This window comes from Microbispora hainanensis, from assembly GCF_036186745.1.
In the GTDB taxonomy this organism is placed as follows: domain Bacteria; phylum Actinomycetota; class Actinomycetes; order Streptosporangiales; family Streptosporangiaceae; genus Microbispora.
In genome coordinates this window covers 8,689,540-8,705,574 of record NZ_CP108086.1, presented here as the reverse complement: position 1 = coordinate 8,705,574, position 16,035 = coordinate 8,689,540, and the positions used below count along the sequence as shown (strand labels likewise).

Genomic DNA, 16,035 nt, shown 5'->3' with positions numbered 1-16,035 from the left:
GACCCCTCGGTCCATACCAACCGGTAGGTACCTCAGCGTAACGGCTCAAGGTCCGGATTTTGAGGGTCTGGTTACAAGGGCGTTCCCGACCCTTGACGATGCCGTGCCCCCGCACAAGAGTGGCGGCATGGACACGGCTGCCGACCTGTCCCGCATCCCGTTCTGGGGCCTGCCCCAGGCCGAGCGGCACGAGGCGTTCCGCCGCCTGCGGGCGCTCGACCACCCCGCCTTCTTCCGCGAGAACAAGATCCCCTTCATCGGTCACGGCGCCGGTTACTACGCGCTGGTGCGGCACGCCGACGTGACCGAGGCCAGCCGCGACCCCGCCGTCTTCAGCAGCGAGCCGACGGCCAACAGCATCCCGGACATGCCCCGCTGGCTGGCGGTCTACTTCGGCTCGATGATCAACATGGACGACCCCCGGCACGCCCGGCTGCGGCGGATCGTCTCGCGGGCGTTCACCCCGCGCATCCTGGCCAAGATGGAGGAGGACCTGAGCCGGGCCGCCCGGGAGATCGTCGGCGCCGCCGTACGGGAGGGGCCGGGCGACTTCGTCACCCAGATCGCCGCCCGGTTACCCGTACGGGTGATCTGCGACATGATGGGCATCCCGGCCGATCATCACGACCGGGTGCTGCGCCGTACGAACACGATCCTGGCCAACGCCGACTCCGAATATTCGGGGGTCGCGGCCGACCCGTCCCGGCCGGACGGCTCCTTCGGCCGCTGGACCACGGCCCGGGGCCTGGCCGCGCTGCTGCGGGCCGGGCACGACCTGAACGCGCTGGCCCGCCGCCTGGCCGCCGAGCGCCGCCGCCGGCCCACCGACGACCTGACCAGCAGGCTCGTGAACGGCGAGGAACGCCTGACCGCCCAGGAGCTCGGCTCGTTCTTCATCCTGCTGGTCGTCGCGGGCAGCGAGACCACGCGCAACGCCATCGCCCACGGGCTCAAACTGCTCACCGACCACCCCGGCCAGCGCGCGCTGCTGCTGGAGGACTTCGACGGGCGCATCGCGGGAGCCGTGGAGGAGATCGTCCGCTACTCCAGCCCGGTCATCCAGTTCCGGCGCACCGTGACCCGGGACCACACGATGAACGGCCACGACTACCGCGCGGGCGACAAGGTCCTGCTGTTCTACAACTCGGCGAACCGCGACGAGACGGTCTTCCGCGACCCCGACGTCTTCGACATCACCCGCAGCCCCAACCCCCACGTCGGCTTCGGCGGCCACGGCCCCCACTACTGCCTGGGCGCCCACCTCGCCCGCCGGGAGATCACCGTGATGTTCCGGGAGCTGTTCGACCGCATGCCCGCCATCCGGTCCGTCGGCGAGCCGTCCTATCTGCTGTCCAACTTCATCAACGGCGTCAAGCACATGAGCTACCGGTTCTGAACGCCGGCCTCAGTGGGCGTACTCGTCGAGGCGCCGGAACATGGCCGCCAGCATCAGCGGGAACATCAGGACGTGGGCGGCGACCATCACGGCCATGCCGTCGATCATGCCCAGCCACAGGAGCGGGAAGAGCGGCACGACCGGGACGAACATCGCGGCGCACATCTCCAGGGTCGGAGCCCAGGAGTGCCCGCGCACCCGCATCCACGCCGCCATGCCGGCCGACATGTCGAACGCCATCAGCAGGTAGGCCGGCTCGGGATCACTGTCGTACGAGGGGTCGAACCCCAGGGCGGACCACAGCAGGCCGAGCGCGAACATCCCGGCGAACATCGCGATGATCATCTCGACGTAGTGGAGGGCGAAACGTCCCCAGCGCCGGATGCCGCTCCGGTTGCCGGTGTGTCCTTCAGGCGTCGTGTCAGTCATGGCCCAACTGTCCGGGCGCCCCGGCGACGCGCCAAGGAGCGGGACGAGAACAGGTCCGAAATCCTGCGCTCCCCGTCCGTCCGGCCCCGTCCGTCCTCCCCCCGCCGGCGCATGGGCGTCTGAGCCGCTGCGGGTGAACGGTCCGGTGTGGCAGACTAGAAACCGAATGTGGTTCTAGTCACTCGGAAGGGTCGGCCCCCACCATGACGACACAGCCCACGGAGCGTACGCCCATCACCTCGGCGGCGGACATCGACCTGAACGACTGGGACTTCTGGGGCCGCCCGGACGAGGAGCGGGAGCACGCGTTCCGGCTGCTGCGCGACCTGGACAAGCCGGCCTTCTTCCCCGAGCCCGAGTTCAGCCTGGGCGGCATCACCGGGCCGGGTTACCACGCGCTCGTCAGGCACGCCGACATCCTGGAGGCCAGCCGCAACCCCGAGGTCTTCTGCTCGGGCGACGGCGGGGCCACCAACATCCCCGACCTGCCGGGGGAGTTCGCCGAATACTTCGGCTCGATGATCAACATGGACGACCCGCGGCACGCGCGCCTGCGGCGGATCGTCTCGCGCGCCTTCACGCCGAGGATGATCAAGCAGTTCGAGTCCGACGTGGACGCCGCCGCCTCGCGCATCGTGGACGAGCTGCTGGAGACCGGCCCCGGCTGTGACTTCGTCACCGAGGTGGCCGCCAAGCTGCCCCTGAAGATCATCTGCGACATGATGGGCATCCCGGAGAAGGACTATCAGTTCGTCTTCGACCGCTCGAACATCGTCCTCGGCGCCACCGACCCCGAATATGTCAGCAAGCGCGAGGACATCGCCCACGCGCTGCTCACCGCGGGGATGGAGCTGCAGCAGCTCGTGCAGGACCTGGCCGCGCTGCGGATGGAGACCCCCACCGACGATCTCACCTCGTCCCTCGTCAACGCCAACATCGACGGGGAGCGGCTGACCGCCCAGGAGCTCGGCTCGTTCTTCATCCTGCTCGTCGTGGCCGGCAACGAGACCACGCGCAACGCCATCTCGCACGGCATGCGGCTGCTCACGCTCAACCCGGACCAGCGCCGGCTGTGGCTGGAGGACTTCGAGGGCCGGGCGCCGCGCGCGATCGAGGAGATCGTCCGGCTGGCCGCGCCGGTCAACTACATGCGCCGCAAGGTCACCCGCGACCACGAGATGAACGGCAACCTCTACCGCAAGGGCGAGAAGGTCCTGCTGTACTACTGGGCGGCCAACCGCGACGAGCGGGTGTTCGACGACCCGCTGCGCTTCGACATCCTGCGCGACCCGAACCCGCACGTCGGATTCGGCGGCCCGGGCCCCCACTTCTGCCTCGGCGCGCACCTGGCCCGCCGCGAGATCACCGCGATGTTCCGCGAGCTGCTGCGGCGGGTCCCGCAGATCGAGGCGGGCGCACCGGAGCGTCTGCTGTCCAGCTTCATCAACGGCATCAAGCACATGCCCTGCGAGTTCTGACCGGCCGGGCTCCGGGCCCGGCCGGCGGTCAGCCGAGGGGCTTGATCGACCGGAAGACCGTGTTGATGTCGGGGAGCAGGTCGTTCTTGAGCTCCGGCACGGCCATGTAGACGATCGTGGGAAGGTCGGCGCCGGTGTTCACGGCCGCGACGACGACCGTGGTGGTCGCGCCGTCGGCGGTCACCTTGTAGGCCGCCGCGAGCCCGGTGAGGTTGTTGCGCGCCAGGCGCTGCTGGGCCACCTTGGCGATCTTGTTGTCCTTGGGGAACTGGGTCTGCCGTGCCCGGTACATCACCGCGTTGATCACCGGGCCCAGATTGTCGGGCGTGGTGTACTTCGCGGCCAGCGACTGCGCCAGCGTGCCCGACATGACCACGGCGAACTCGCGCTTGCCCTTGGTCGTCATGCCGGCCGGCACGTACTGCCTGGTGGTGAAGCCGTACGTCGCCTTGACCTGCGCCGGGTCGGCGTCCGCCTGCCAGGGGCCGCCGAGCTTGGGCAGCGTGACGCGGCCGGCGGTGTCGGTGAGCACACCGTTCACCGGGGAGGCGGTGCCCTTGTAGACGGGCAGCCGTGACGCGGTCTGCGTCTGCGGCTTGGTCGTGGTGGCGGTCTTGGCGGGGGTCGGCTTCGCCGACGTCGAAGCCTCGGCCGCGTCGCCGGAGCTGAGCGGCCCGGCGGCGAACGCCCACACGAGCACCCCGACGAGCGCGGCGACGACCGAGGCCACCAGCGCGTAGAGCCAGACCGGCCGGCCGTCCTCGTCGTCCTCGTACTCGTCGATGGCCTGGTAGTTCTCCCCGAACACCGTGTTCCACAGTTCCTGCTGCCGGTGCGCGGGAGGGGTCTTGGGCCCGCTGATCTGTCCCGCCGTCACGAACGGCCGGTACGGATCCTCCGGCTGGGGCGGGGCCTGCGGCGCGCCGGAGGCGTGCGGCGGGGCGGCGGAGGCGTGCGGAGCAGCCGGGGCGGACTCGGCGTACGAGCGGACCGACGGGGTGAACGGCGCGGACGGCCGGGAGTGGTCAGGGCTCCCGGGCATCGCACCACCGGGCATCTGGGCGCCTGGCGTCGCGCCGTGGGCCGGGCCTTCGGGCATCGCGCCACCGGGCATCGCACCACCGGGCATCTGGCCGCCGGGCATCGCACTCCCCGGCATCGCACTTCCCGGCATGGCGCCGCCGGAGAACTGACCTCCGTACGGGCCGGGCTGCCCCGACCCCTGGCCCTGACCATGCCCCGCGGGCCCCGCGGGACCCGCGGGGCCCTGTGTGCCGTACGCCGGCGAGGGGCCCCCGAATCTCTCCGCGCTCCCGAATCTCTCCGCGCCACCGAAGCCTTCAGCGCCGCCGAATCTCTCCGTACGGCCGAAGTTCTCCCCGCCGCGGAAGTTCTCCGTGCCTCCGGCGCCCCCCGAGCCGCTGTAGCCGTCCCGGGTGAAGGCGGGGTAGGACCGCTCCGGAGCCGCGCCCGGAAGCGGGCCCCCCGCCATGGTCGCGGTCGCGTCCGCGGACTGCTGGGGCGTCCCCGGCGTCCCCTCGACGAACGACCTGACGGTCGGGGTGAAGGATGACGAGGACGGAGGTGGCGCCTCGGGCCAGGCAGGCGGGATCTCCGGCCACGACGGCTCCCGCTGGTGTTCGCTGCGGTCCGTGGGCACGGTACCTCCCGAGATCATGCCCGAATTGGGGGTGCCTGGCATGATCTCATGCGAGCCGGGGGCTGCCGCAGCGAAACCGCGGAATGCCTCTCGGAACTGCTCACCTGTGGGGTCGGTGGGCGGGTCCTGCATCGGCAAATCCGCGGGCGGAAATGAGTTGGCCACAGAAGCACAGTAGGGGAATGGACATAAGAGCCCACAACGGAACTATCACCATCGTGTATCGCGCTCTGACACGCGAGGTCAGCCCGCAAGATCGATCGGCGACCCGGTTGTGGTCTGCGCTACGCTTGACATGCGTGCCGCCACCCCGCTGAGCGGGCAGCCGCCTCGGAGCGCGAGAGCGCGGAGACGGGGCTGCCTCGACTGTGACGCAGGGACCTGCCCCCGGCGGACGCCATCATCTGTGTGTGATTCCAGCCGCCTGGCGAGGAGTGGAAGTGGACGAGCCGGTGTACGACCCGGAGGCGCTGCAGGCCAAGTGGCTGCCGCGGTGGGAGGAGCTGAACCCCTTCGCGGCGGTCGAGGACCTCGCGGACACCAGGCCGCGCAAGTACATGCTCGACATGTTCCCCTACCCCTCCGGCGACCTCCACATGGGGCACGGCGAGGTCTTCGCGATCGGCGACGTCGTCGCGCGCTACTGGTTCCAGAAGGGCTACAACGTCCTGCATCCGATCGGGTGGGACTCCTTCGGCCTGCCCGCCGAGAACGCGGCCATCAAGCGCAACGCCCACCCCGCCGAGTGGACGTACAAGAACATCGAGACGCAGGCGAACTCGTTCAAGCGCTACGCCATCTCCTTCGACTGGTCGCGACGCCTGCACACCAGCGACGCGGAGTACTACCGCTGGAACCAGTGGCTGTTCACCCGCTTCTACGAGCGGGGCCTGGCCTACCGCAAGGGCGGCCTGGTCAACTGGTGCCCGCAGGACCAGACCGTGCTCGCCAACGAGCAGGTCGTGGCGGGCAAGTGCGAGCGCTGCGGTGCCGACGTGATCCGCCGCGAGCTGACGCAGTGGTACTTCAAGATCACTGACTACGCCGACCGGCTGCTCGACGACATGGCGCAGATCGAGGGCGGCTGGCCCGAGCGCATCCTCACCATGCAGCGCAACTGGATCGGCCGCTCCACCGGCGCCGACGTCCAGTTCCGCATCGAGGGCCGCGACGAGCCGGTCACCGTCTACACCACGCGCCCCGACACGCTGTACGGCGCGACGTTCTTCGTCGTGGCCGCGGACGCCCCGCTGGCGGAGGAGATCTGCGCCCCCGAGCAGGCGGAGGCGCTGGCCGCCTACCGCGCCGAGGTCGCCAAGCTCTCCGACATCGAGCGGCTGTCCACGGAGAAGGAGAAGACCGGCGTCTTCCTGGGCACGTACGCGATCAACCCGGTCAACGGGGAGCGCATCCCGGTCTGGGCGGCCGACTACGTGCTGTCCGACTACGGCCACGGCGCGATCATGGCGGTGCCGGCGCACGACCAGCGCGACCTCGACTTCGCGCGGAAGTTCGGCCTGCCGGTCAAGGTCGTCGTGCACACCGGCCTCGCCGATCCGGGCGAGACCGGCATCGCCACGCCCGGCGAGGGCACGCTGGTCAACTCCGGCCCGCTGGACGGGCTGACGAAGACCGAGGCGATCAAGAAGATCATCGAGGTCCTGGAGGAGCGCGGCACCGGCAGGGCCGCGGTGAACTACCGCCTGCGCGACTGGCTGCTGTCGCGGCAGCGGTTCTGGGGCACGCCGATCCCGATCATCCACTGCCCGGACTGCGGCGAGGTCCCGGTGCCGGACGAGCAGCTCCCGGTCACGCTGCCCGACCTGCGCGGCGCGGCCCTGCAGCCGAAGGGCGTCTCGCCGCTGGCCGCGGCCACCGAGTGGGTCAACGTCGCGTGCCCCAAGTGCGGCGGCCCCGCCCAGCGGGACACCGACACGATGGACACCTTCGTCGACTCGTCGTGGTACTACCTGCGTTACTGCGACCCGCACTACGAGGACGGGCCGTTCGACGTCGAGAAGGTCCGCAAGTGGGGGCCGATCGACCAGTACGTGGGTGGCGTCGAGCACGCCGTGCTCCACCTGCTGTACGCGCGGTTCTTCACCAAGGTCCTGCACGACATGGGCCTGGTCGACTTCACCGAGCCCTTCGAGCGCCTGCTCAACCAGGGCCAGGTCATCAACCGGGGCAAGGCGATGTCGAAGTCGCTGGGCAACGGCGTGGACCTCGGCGAGCAGATCGACACGTACGGCGTGGACGCCGTCCGGCTGACGATGATCTTCGCCGGGCCGCCGGAGGACGACATCGACTGGGCCGACGTCTCGCCGGCCGCGTCGCAGAAGTTCCTCGCCCGCGCGTTCCGCGTGATGGCCGAGGCCGGTGCCGCCAGCGCGCCCGGCGTGGACTTCTCCACCGGCGACGTCGAGCTGCGCAAGGTGACCCACCGGACCATCGACGAGGTGACCAAGCTCGTCGAGAGCTACCGGTTCAACGTCGCGGTGGCCCGCATGATGGAGCTGACCACGGCCACCCGCCGGGCGATCGACTCCGGGCCCGGCGCGGCCGACCCGGCCGTCCGCGAGGCCGCCGAGACCCTGGCGATCATGCTGTCGCTGGTCGCGCCGTACTGCGCGGAGGAGGGCTGGGAGCGGCTCGGGCACGCGCCGTCGGTCGCCAAGGCCGGCTGGCCCGAGGCCGACCCGGCGCTGCTGGTCCAGGAGTCGGTCACGGCGGTGGTGCAGGTGGCGGGCAAGGTCCGCGACCGGCTGGAGGTCTCCCCGGACATCTCCGAGGCCGACCTGCAGGCCCTGGCCCTGGCGTCGGACAAGGTCCGCCCCTACCTGGACGGCGAGCCGCGCAAGGTGATCGTGCGGGCGCCCAAGCTCGTCAACGTCGTCCCGTAACGGGTGACCCCGGCTCCGCCGTACCGTGATCGAACCTGCCCGGTACGGCGGAGCCGTCGTCGTTCGGAATAGGGTGCGCACGTGGCTAATGGCGCATACCTGAGATACCCCCATCTGAACGGCGACCTCCTCACGTTCGTGGCGGACGACGACGTCTGGCTGGCGCCCGCGGGAGGCGGCAGGGCGTGGCGGTTCACGGCCGATCGGGTCGAGGTCTCGCATCCCCGGTTCTCCCCTGACGGCACCCGCATCGCCTGGACGAGCACTCTTGAGGGCGCTCCCGAGGTGTTCGCCGCCGACCTGGAGGGCGGCGAGGGCGCGCGGCTCACCCACTGGGGCGACGCCATGACGGGCGTGCGCGGCTGGACCGAGGACGGGAACGTGCTGGCCGTCACCGCCGCGGGTCACGGCTCCCGCTCGTGGCAGTGGGCCCACGCGGTGCCGCTGGACGGCGGCCCGGCGACGGCCCTGCCGTACGGCAGGGTCAGCGAGACCGCGGTGAGCGGCGCCAGGGTGGCGACCGTGTCGGCGATCTGGCGCGAGCCGTCGCAGTGGAAGCGATACCGCGGCGGCACGGCGGCCAAGATCTGGGTGGACGCGACGGGCGACGGCGAGTTCACCCGCCTGTTCGAAGGCGATCCCGCGCAGCACTGGTCGGTCATGTGGGTGGGCGAGCGCCTGGCCTTCCTCGCCGACACCGACGGCGACGGCAACCTCTACTCCTGCCTGCCCGACGGCTCCGACCTGCGGCAGCACACCACGCACCGCGGCTTCTACGCGCGCCATGCCACGTCGGACGGCTCCCGCGTCGTCTACAGCCTCGCCGGCGACCTGTGGCTGCTGGACAGCCTCGACGCCGAGCCGCGCAGGCTGGACATCACGCTGAGCGGGCCGCGCCCGGCCAGGGCCAGGCGGCCGGCGCCGAACAACGTCGGCGGTTTCGCCCCGGACCGCACCGGGCGGGCCAGCGTGGTCGAGATCCGCGGCACCGCCCACTGGCTGACCCACCGCGACGGCCCCGCAGGCACGCTGCGCGCCGAGCCCGGCGTCCGGGTGCGGCTGCCGCGGACTCTCGGCTCCTCCCCGCAGTCGCAGACCGGCCGGGCCGTCTGGGTGTCGGACGCCTCCGGCGAGGACGCGCTGGAGATCGGCACGCCGGGCGGTGAGATCCGCACCCTGGCCGCCGGGCAGCTCGGCCGGGTGCTCGACCTGGCCGCCGCGCCGGACGGCACGCACGCGGCGGTCGCCACCCACGACGGGCGGCTGCTGGTGGTGGACCTCGACTCGGGGAACGTCCGTGAGGTCGACCGCACCACCCACGGCGACGTGCAGCACCTCACGTTCTCGCCCGACTCGGCCTGGCTCGCGTGGGCGCATGCCTACCAGCCCTGGCGCTACCACCTCAAGCTCGCCCGCGTGGACGGCAGCACCACGATCGAGGTCACCCCGCCGCGCTTCAACGACTACAGCCCGTCCTTCACGACGGACGGCAAGCACCTGGCCTTCCTGTCCGACCGCACGTTCAACCCGGTCTACGACAGGCACGTCTTCGACCTGTCCTTTCCCGCCAGTTGCCGGCCCTATCTCGTGCCGCTCAAGGCCACGACGCCCTCGCCGTTCGATCCCTCGCTGACCGGCCGCGGCTTCGGCGGGGAGGACGACGCCGGCGCGGACTCCCGGGCCTCCGAGAACACCCAGGACGCGAAGAGCGACGGCAAGTCCGACCCGCCGCGGGTGACCGAGGTGGACGCCGACGGGCTGGCTGCCCGGATCGTGCCCGTGCCGGTGCCCGCGGGCGTCTACTCCAACCTGCGCGCCGCCAAGGGCGGCCTGCTGTGGCTGTGTCACCCGCTCACCGGCGAGCTCGGCGACGGCACCGAGCCCGGCGAGCCGGTCCTCGAACGCTACGACCTGGTCAAGCGCAAGGTCACCGAGCTGGACGGGGAGTTCGGGGCCTTCGAGGTCAGCGGCGACGGCACGCGCCTGGTGGCCACCGGCGCACACGGCCTGCAGACCCGCTCCACCGGCGAGGACGACGAGGTCGTCACCATCGACCTGGACCGCGTGGCCGTGACCATCGACCCGGTCGCCGAGTGGCGGCAGGCCTACAACGAGGCCGGGCGGCTCATGCGCGACCACTTCTGGCGGGAGGACATGAACGGTGTCGACTGGGCGGGCACGCTCGACCGCTACGCCCCCCTCGTCGAGCGGATCGGCGCCTACTCCGAGCTGATCGACCTGCTCTGGGAGGTCCAGGGCGAGCTGGCCACCTCGCACGCGTACGCGCGGCCCGTCGGCGCGGGCCGCGATCCACGGCGCCGCCAGGGCCTCCTCGGCGCCGATCTCGCCCGGGACGAGAGCGGGGTGTGGCGGATCCGCCGCATCCTGCCGGGGGAGTCCTCCGACCACGAGGCCCGCTCGCCGCTGCTCGCGCCCGGCGTCGCCGTACGCGAGGGCGACGCGATCGTCGCCGTCGGCGGGCGCCCGGTGGACCCGGTACGCGGGCCGCTGGCGCTGCTGTCCGGGATGGCGGGACGGCCCGTGGAGCTGACCGTACGGCCCGGCTCCGGCGGCGAGACCCGCAGGGTCGTCGTCAGGCCGGTCGCCGACGAGACGCGGCTGCGCTACCACGACTGGGTGGCCGGGCGGCGGGCGTTCGTGCGCGAGGCGTCGGGCGGGCGGGTCGGCTACCTACACGTGCCGGACATGATGTCCACCGGCTGGGCGCAGTTCCACCGGGACCTGCGCGCCGAGATGGACCGCGACGCGCTTGTCGTGGACATCCGCGACAACGGCGGCGGTCATGTCTCCGAGCTGGTGCTGGAGAAGCTGCAGCGACGGGTGACCGGGTGGCAGCTCAGCCGGGGATACGAGCCGGGGCGCTACCCCGAGGACGCGCCTCGCGGGCCCGTCGTGGCCGTCACCGACGAGTTCGCCGGATCGGACGGCGACATCGTCAGCGCCGGGATCAAGAACCGCGGCATCGGGCCGCTCGTGGGCACGCGGACCTGGGGCGGCGTGATCGGCATCGACTCGCGCTACTCGCTCGTGGACGGGACCGTCGTCACGCAGCCGCGCTACTCGTTCTGGCTGGAGGGCGAGGGGTGGGGCGTCGAGAACCACGGCGTCGACCCGGACGTCGAGGTCGTCGCGACGCCGCAGGACCTGGTCGCCGGGCGGGATCCCCAGCTGGCGCGGGCGGTGGAGCTGGCCCTGGCGGCGCTCGAGGACAGGCCGCCGGCCGCTCCGCCGGAGCTGCCGCCGCTGCCGTGACGCCGTGCCCCCGTGCCCCCGTGCCCCCGTACGGTGCCATGGTGCCGTGCGGGGCATGTGCTCGATTGCGTGCACAGCACGGTGCTCGATTGCGTGCACAGCATGGTGCTCGATTGCCTGCGGGGCATGGTGCCGTGACGGGACGTTGACGATGGACTGGCCTTCCGGACAAAATTACGCCCGAGCCACAAAACCAGTTCATATCGATGTAGGCGTGCGGTCAGGGCATGCCGCGACCACCACCGCTCCGGCGGTGGTCTGGGGTGCGCGCCTGACCGTATGGCTCGCCGTCGGCGTGCGCCCCGCGTGGGAGGCACGTCTTGTACAGACGAATTCTCGGCGGGCTGACGACCGCCGCCGCGGTTGCGGCGACCGTGCTCGTCGTCACCGGGTCACCGGCTAACGCCGCCGGCACGGGCACCGGCTACCTGCACACCAGCGGGAACAAGATCGTCGACAGCACCGGCGCGACGGTCCGGCTGACCGGCATCAACTGGTTCGGCATGGAGACCGACAACAAGACCTTCCACGGGTTGTGGGCGAACAACCCGTGGAAGAGCCAGCTCGACCTCATGGCGAGCCTCGGTTACAACACCATCCGGGTGCCGTTCTCCGACGACGCGCTGAAGCCGGGCGCGCAGGCGACGAGCGTCAACACCTACTCCAACCCCGACCTGATCGGCCTGTCCCCGCTGCAGATCCTCGACAAGGTCGTGGACTACGCGGGCCAGAAGGGCATGCGGATCATCCTCGACCGGCACCGCCCGACCAGCGCGGGCCAGACGGCGCTGTGGTACACCTCCGGCGTCCCCGAGTCGACCTGGATCAACGACTGGAAGTCGCTGGCCCAGCACTACGCGGGCAACCCCACCGTCATCGGGGCCGACCTGCACAACGAGCCGCACGCCGACGGCACCAACCCGAACGCGAAGGGCTCCTGCTGGGGCTGCGGCGACGAGTCGCGCGACTGGCGCCTGGCGGCCGAGCGGGCCGGCAACGCGATCCTGTCCGTGCAGCCCAACTGGCTGATCTTCGTGGAGGGCGTGAGCTGCCCGAGCGGCGGCGAGTCCAACGTCTGGGACAACGACCCCAGCAACGACGAGGACTGCGGCTGGTGGGGCGGCAACCTCACCAAGGCCGGGCAGTATCCGGTGCGGCTCAACGTGGCCAACCGGCTCGTCTACTCGCCCCACGAGTACGCCACCTCGGTCTTCCACCAGAACTGGTTCGACGACCCGTCCTACCCGGCCAACATGCCGGCCATCTGGGACAAGTACTGGGGCTACCTCTACAAGCAGAACATCGCCCCGATCATGGTCGGCGAGTTCGGCACGACGCTCGCCAGCAACATCGACAAGATCTGGCTCCAGGAGCTCATGAAGTACATGGGCACCGGCGTGAACGGCATGTCGTTCACCTACTGGTCGTGGAACCCCAACTCGGGTGACACGGGCGGCATTCTCAAGGACGACTGGGCGACGGTCGACCAGGCCAAGCAGAGCATCATCTCGCCCTACCTGATCCCGCCGACCGGCGGTGGTGGCACCCCGACGCCGCCGGTGTCGCCCTCGCCCTCGCCCTCGGCCTCGCCGTCGGCGTCTCCGACTCGGTCGCCCTCCCCATCGCCGTCTCCCTCGCCGTCTCCCTCCCCGTCGCCGTCCGCGTCTCCCTCGTCGCCGGGCGGGAAGACCTGCACGGCCACGTACAAGGTCGTCAACGAGTATCCCGGCGGCTTCCAGGGCGAGGTCACGGTCAAGGCGGGTTCGTCGGCCATCTCGGGCTGGACAGTGAACTGGTCCTTCCCGAACGGCCAGAGCATCACGCAGCTCTGGAACGGCACGCTCAGCGCGAGCGGGTCCAACGTCACGGTGACGAACATGTCCTACAACGGCACGCTGGGCGCCGGCGCCTCGACCGCGTTCGGCTTCAACGGAAGCTGGTCGGGCAGCAACGGCGTTCCGTCCTCGGTCACCTGTACGGCGAGCTGAGCGGGCGCGTCACGTCAGCACGGCGGCGATCCTCGACAGGATCTCCTCCAGGATCGCCGCCGATGTCGCGAAGTTGAGGCGGGCGAAGGTGTCGCCGCCTCCGTACATCGGGCCCGGGTTGAGCCTGACCCGGGCCTCCCGCTCGACGAACGCCGCCGCGCCGGGCACCCCGAAGTCGAGCCACGCGAGATAGGTGGCCTCGGGAACGCGGTAGCCGACCGACGGGAGCCGCTCGGCGACGAGCCTGCGGTTGCGGTCGAGGATCGCCAGCACCTCCTCCAGCCACGCGTCGCCGTGCCGCCAGGCGGCCACCGTGGCCTCCACCCCGAGCACGCTGGGCGCGCCGAAGATGTGGGCGGGCTGGCGGCCGAGTGCGTCCCTGGCCTCCTTCGCGCCGAGGTGGGCCACCGAGCAGTGCAGTCCGCCCATGTTGAAGGCCTTGCTGGCGGAGGTCAGCGTGACCGTGCGCTCGGGGAGGATCGTGGCGAACGGGATGTGCCGCTTCGGGGCGTACGTCAGGTCGGCGTGGATCTCGTCGGCGATCACCAGCGTGCCGTGCCGATCGGCGTACGCGGCGACGCCTTCGAGCTCCTCACGGGTGAACGAACGGCCCGACGGGTTCTGCGGGTTGACCAGCAGGAGCACACTGACGGGCTCTCCGGGGACCTCGAACCTGCCGTCGGCCGTCAGCGGCATGGGCACCAGGCGGCGGTTCATCCCGGTGATGGTGGTGAGGAAGGGGTCGTAGGCGGGGACGTGCAGTGCCACGGCGTCGCCGGGCTCGGTCAGGACGTGCAGCAGCACCTGGAGAGCCTGGTTGAGGTCGGTGAAGGACCGCACGTGGGCCGGATCGGCCCGCCAGCCGTGCCGCGTCTCCATCCGCTCGGCGAACGCCTCCGCCAGTGGTCCCGCGGTCGGGGTGTCCAGCCAGGCGGGATAGCCGAGGTCCTTGGCGGCGCGTCGCGCTATGGCCTCCGTGACCACGTCGGGCACGGGGAAGTCCATGTCGGCGACCCAGGCGGGGATGACGCCGGGCGCGGCCTGCGCCCACTTGATTCCGTCACGGCCCCGGGCCGCGTCGAGGGAGAGGGAGTCGAGCTTCATCCGACTCACCCTAATTGCCGGTTGACGACCGCCGAAAAGGCGGCCGCCGCGCCCCGCGATCCCGTCGTGCCGCGGGGCGCCGGCGCGGCTACAGCTTGCGAAGGACAGCCGTGACCTTGCCGAGCACGGTGGCCTCGTCGCCCGGGATCGGCTCGTAGTTGGGGTTGTGCGGCACCAGCCACACGTGCCCGTCCTTGCGCTTGAAGGTCTTCACGGTGGCCTCGCCGTCGATCATCGCGGCCACGATGTCGCCGTTGTCGGCGACCGGCTGCTGCCGGACCACGACCCAGTCGCCGTCGGCGATGGCGGCCTCGATCATCGAGTCGCCGGAGACCTGGAGCAGGAACAGCGTGCCCTCGCCCACGAGCTGCTTGGGCAGGGCGAACACGTCCTCGATGCTCTGCTCGGCGAGGATGGGCCCACCGGCCGCGATGCGGCCGACCAGCGGCACGTAGGCCGCGGTGGGCCGGCTGAACCCGGGCTCCTCCTCGGAGGTGGCGTCGGGGTCCACCCACAGCACCGGCTCGCCCGGCAGCCGGACCTCCAGGGCCCGGGGCCGATGGGGATCACGCCGGAGGTAGCCCTTACGCTGGAGCGCCGTGAGCTGGTGCGACACGCTGGAGGTGCTGGTCAGCTGGACCGCTTCCCCGATCTCCCGCATGGACGGCGGATAACCGCGCTGCTGGACCGAGTCGCGGATCACCTCGAGAATCTTCCGCTGCCTGGGGGTGAGGCCAAGCGAGTCGCGCCTGCGAACCGCGAGGTCGCTGACGCCATTCGCCTGCTCACTTCGGTCACTCACGATGCCACCTCTCAATCCGTGTTCCTCGTGTCGCACAGAGCGACCGTACCGCGATTCAAGATCACCGTCAAACAATTGTTCGATATCCAGCGAAATCGCCGATCTCGCCGTCCGCCTTCATCGTACGGGAGTTCGATCGATCCCGTGTTCGATTTCCCCGATCTTCTTCGGCCGCTGTAGGCGCAGGTCAGAAGCCGTACGAAAAGCGGCCGGGAAAAGGCGCGTAAACGGCCTATTCCACGACGGCCGGGGCGCGTGATGCGGCCGTGACCCGGGGTGCGACACGCGGGCGGAGCAGGGACTTCCTTGCCCAAGGCCGGTTCGACTTGCGTTCAAGGTCGGGCGCTCCTACGGTTGGACCACAACATCTAGTAGTCACACCGGTGTAAGTTCACCACACCTTGTGTTCGGGGATGTGCGTTCAGGGAGGCGATGAAGTGCACTGTCCGTTCTGTCGCCACCCGGACACCCGGGTCGTGGACAGCCGCGCGGCAGAGGACGGGGCGGCGATCCGTCGCCGGCGCACCTGTCCCGAGTGCGGGCGCAGGTTCACCACGCAGGAGACCGTACTGCTGATGGTGAGCAAGCGCAGCGGAGTCACCGAGCCGTTCTCCCGCGAGAAGGTCATCGCCGGCGTGCGGCGGGCCTGTCAGGGGCGCCCGGTCAGCGAGGACTCCCTCGCCCAGCTCGGGCAGCGCGTCGAGGAGAGCATCCGGGGCACGGGCGCGGCCGAGATCGCCTCCCACGAGGTCGGCCTGGCCATCCTGGGCCCGCTCCGCGATCTCGACGAGGTGGCCTACCTGCGCTTCGCGTCGGTCTACCGCAGCTTCGAGACGCTGGCGGACTTCGAGGCGGAGATCGAGCGGCTCCGCGCGGCCCACGGCACCGCAGCCCATGGCACCGGGGGCGAGGAATAAGACGCCTTCCGGGGGACCGGGACGAGGCGGGCGGGGCGCGACGGCGCACCGCGACTATGTGGTTTCAACGAGCGTGGTCCGGAGA

General features: G+C 70.8%; 10 protein-coding genes. 6 read left to right on the top strand and 4 right to left on the bottom strand.

The features are described 5' to 3' along the window. The first annotated feature begins 127 nt into the window (after positions 1 to 127). A complete protein-coding gene (locus OHB01_RS39320) occupies positions 128 to 1,396 on the top strand; it encodes a cytochrome P450 (RefSeq protein WP_142645775.1) in 1,269 nt (422 codons plus the stop codon). A gap of 9 nt (positions 1,397 to 1,405) precedes the next feature. Here OHB01_RS39320 and OHB01_RS39315 read toward each other — a convergent pair whose 3' ends face one another. Next, a complete protein-coding gene (locus OHB01_RS39315; RefSeq protein WP_142645774.1) occupies positions 1,406 to 1,825 on the bottom strand; it encodes a hypothetical protein in 420 nt (139 codons plus the stop codon). Positions 1,826 to 2,028: 203 nt separating this feature from the next. On the opposite strand from OHB01_RS39315, the gene OHB01_RS39310 reads away from it, so the two are divergent. Then, positions 2,029 to 3,303: a cytochrome P450 gene (locus tag OHB01_RS39310; protein ID WP_142645773.1), complete on the top strand. Its 1,275-nt coding sequence runs from the start codon at positions 2,029 to 2,031 to the stop codon at positions 3,301 to 3,303. Positions 3,304 to 3,331: 28 nt separating this feature from the next. Here OHB01_RS39310 and OHB01_RS39305 read toward each other — a convergent pair whose 3' ends face one another. Beyond that, a complete protein-coding gene (locus OHB01_RS39305; protein WP_328854737.1) occupies positions 3,332 to 4,963 on the bottom strand; it encodes a hypothetical protein in 1,632 nt (543 codons plus the stop codon). A gap of 440 nt (positions 4,964 to 5,403) precedes the next feature. Here OHB01_RS39305 and leuS point away from each other — a divergent pair, with 440 nt between their 5' ends. The 3 genes from leuS (at position 5,404) to OHB01_RS39290 (ending at position 13,127) form a co-directional block, all read left to right on the top strand. Next, positions 5,404 to 7,866 (top strand): leucine--tRNA ligase, encoded by a 2,463-nt coding sequence (gene leuS / locus OHB01_RS39300; protein ID WP_328710710.1) that lies wholly within the window; start codon positions 5,404 to 5,406, stop codon positions 7,864 to 7,866. Positions 7,867 to 7,947: 81 nt separating this feature from the next. Then, positions 7,948 to 11,139 (top strand): S41 family peptidase, encoded by a 3,192-nt coding sequence (locus OHB01_RS39295; RefSeq protein ID WP_328854736.1) that lies wholly within the window; start codon positions 7,948 to 7,950, stop codon positions 11,137 to 11,139. A 320-nt stretch (positions 11,140 to 11,459) separates the two neighbouring features. Beyond that, positions 11,460 to 13,127, top strand: a complete 1,668-nt coding sequence (locus OHB01_RS39290) for a cellulase family glycosylhydrolase (RefSeq protein ID WP_142645770.1) — start codon at positions 11,460 to 11,462, stop codon at positions 13,125 to 13,127. Positions 13,128 to 13,136: 9 nt separating this feature from the next. Here the strand turns inward: OHB01_RS39290 and OHB01_RS39285 are convergent, their stop codons facing one another. Then, positions 13,137 to 14,231: a MalY/PatB family protein gene (locus OHB01_RS39285; RefSeq protein WP_142645769.1), complete on the bottom strand. Its 1,095-nt coding sequence runs from the start codon at positions 14,229 to 14,231 to the stop codon at positions 13,137 to 13,139. Between the two features lie 88 nt (positions 14,232 to 14,319). Then, on the bottom strand, positions 14,320 to 15,036 hold the full coding sequence (gene lexA, locus OHB01_RS39280) for a transcriptional repressor LexA (RefSeq protein WP_396688937.1): 717 nt from the start codon (positions 15,034 to 15,036) through the stop codon (positions 14,320 to 14,322). 434 nt (positions 15,037 to 15,470) lie between these two features. On the opposite strand from lexA, the gene nrdR reads away from it, so the two are divergent. Continuing rightward, positions 15,471 to 15,950, top strand: coding sequence for a transcriptional regulator NrdR (gene nrdR, locus OHB01_RS39275; protein WP_142618207.1), 480 nt, complete (start codon positions 15,471 to 15,473; stop codon positions 15,948 to 15,950). The last annotated feature ends 85 nt before the right edge of the window (positions 15,951 to 16,035 follow it).

What these genes read in the sequence shown, in the direction of transcription:
- OHB01_RS39310 (WP_142645773.1), top strand. Translation starts at nt 2,029, where the DNA reads ATGACGACACAGCCCACGGAGCGTACGCCCATCACCTCGGCGGCGGAC.
- OHB01_RS39315 (WP_142645774.1), bottom strand. Translation starts at nt 1,825, where the DNA reads ATGACTGACACGACGCCTGAAGGACACACCGGCAACCGGAGCGGCATC.
- OHB01_RS39320 (WP_142645775.1), top strand. Translation starts at nt 128, where the DNA reads ATGGACACGGCTGCCGACCTGTCCCGCATCCCGTTCTGGGGCCTGCCC.
- OHB01_RS39285 (WP_142645769.1), bottom strand. Translation starts at nt 14,231, where the DNA reads ATGAAGCTCGACTCCCTCTCCCTCGACGCGGCCCGGGGCCGTGACGGA.